Source organism: Arthrobacter livingstonensis (assembly GCF_003219815.1).
Classification (GTDB): Bacteria; Actinomycetota; Actinomycetes; order Actinomycetales; family Micrococcaceae; genus Specibacter; species Specibacter livingstonensis.
Genome location: NZ_QJVD01000102.1, coordinates 1 through 1,343, shown reverse-complemented (window position 1 = coordinate 1,343; position 1,343 = coordinate 1). Strand labels below are relative to the sequence as shown.

Here is a 1,343-nt window from a genome sequence, read left to right as displayed (position 1 = left end):
GGGCTCTCCTGACGTAAGTGTGGGTCAGGGTTTGTGTGTTATAGGGCATGGGTAACCCGGTAGATTTGGGAGTTCTCACACTGTCCAAATTTCGGAGTTACCCATGCGTGCTACCACTCTACTCAACCGTGTCCTGAACCTGGCAGGAGTGCGCGTTGTTGACGTTGATGAGGGCCCTGCCGGTGCCACCGGGCCTTTGTCGGTGCGGGTGGCATTGACGGCCCGCAAGCGCCTTGACTGCCCACACTGCGCTTACTCGACGATGGCCGGATACGACACCCGCTGGGCGGAATCCACGTGGCGCCACCTGGACTTTTCCGGCCGGGTCCTGGTGCTCACGATGCTCCGCCGGCGCATGAAATGCCCGGCCCATGGGGTCGTGGTGCAGGGCGTTCCGTTCGCCCGGCCCGGCTCCCGGTTCAGCGCGGACTTCGAGGACATGATCGCCTGGCTGGTCACCCGGGCGGACAAGACCACCGTCTCCCAGTTCGCCCGGATAGCGTGGCGGACGGTCGGTGCGATCTGCGAACGCGTCGTGGCCGAACAGCTCGATGAGAGCCGCTTCGAGTCCCTGGTCAATATCGGGGTGGATGAGATTTCCTGGCGCAAACACCACCGCTACCTCACCTTGGTTTCGGATCATGCGACCTCAAAGATCGTTTGGGGTGCACCGGGGAAGAACGCGGCAACACTGGACGGATTCTTCAAAGAGATCGGACCCGCGAACACTGCGGCGATAGAGGCCGTCAGCATGGATATGGGGCCCGCTTTCGCCAAGTCTGTGAAGGCCAACGCCCCGGACGCGGTCATCTGCTACGATCCATTCCACGTCGTGCAGCTGGCTACGAATGCGCTGGAATCCTTCCGCCGTACCATCTGGCAACGCACCCGTGAACTGCCCGATCAGGATATCGCGAAGAAATTCAAGGGAACCCGCTGGGTGCTGCTGAAAAACCCGGCAAACCTCACCGAAAAGCAACTAGCCACCCTGGCCGGGCTTCAGCGCACCGGCGGAATGCTCGCCGGACGCCTACCAGCTCAAGGAATCCCTACGGGAAGTCTTCGCCGGCGACCTCAACCCCGCGGACGTGATGGAGATGATTACCGCCTGGTGCGACCTCGCCGCCAAATCCAACATCCGCGAGTTCGTCAGGGCCGGCGCCACGATCCGATCCCACACCGCAGGGATCCACGCCGCCGTCACCAGGAAGCTCTCCAACGGCCGCCACGAAGGCCTGAACAACAAGATCCGCACCATGACCAGAAGGTCCTACGGATTCCACACTCCAGAAGCCGCCCTCGCCCTGATAATGCTGGCCTGCGGTCCCGTCGAGATCAAACTC

General features: G+C 62.2%; 2 pseudogenes. Both read left to right on the top strand.

Annotation, left to right across the window (positions count from 1 at the left end):
• Window positions 1-103: 103 nt before the first annotated feature.
• Window positions 104-940 (top strand): annotated as a pseudogene (locus CVV68_RS22925) (ISL3 family transposase); the annotation flags it as partial.
• Window positions 941-1,085: 145 nt separating this feature from the next.
• Window positions 1,086-1,343: pseudogene (locus tag CVV68_RS25055) on the top strand (transposase); the annotation flags it as partial.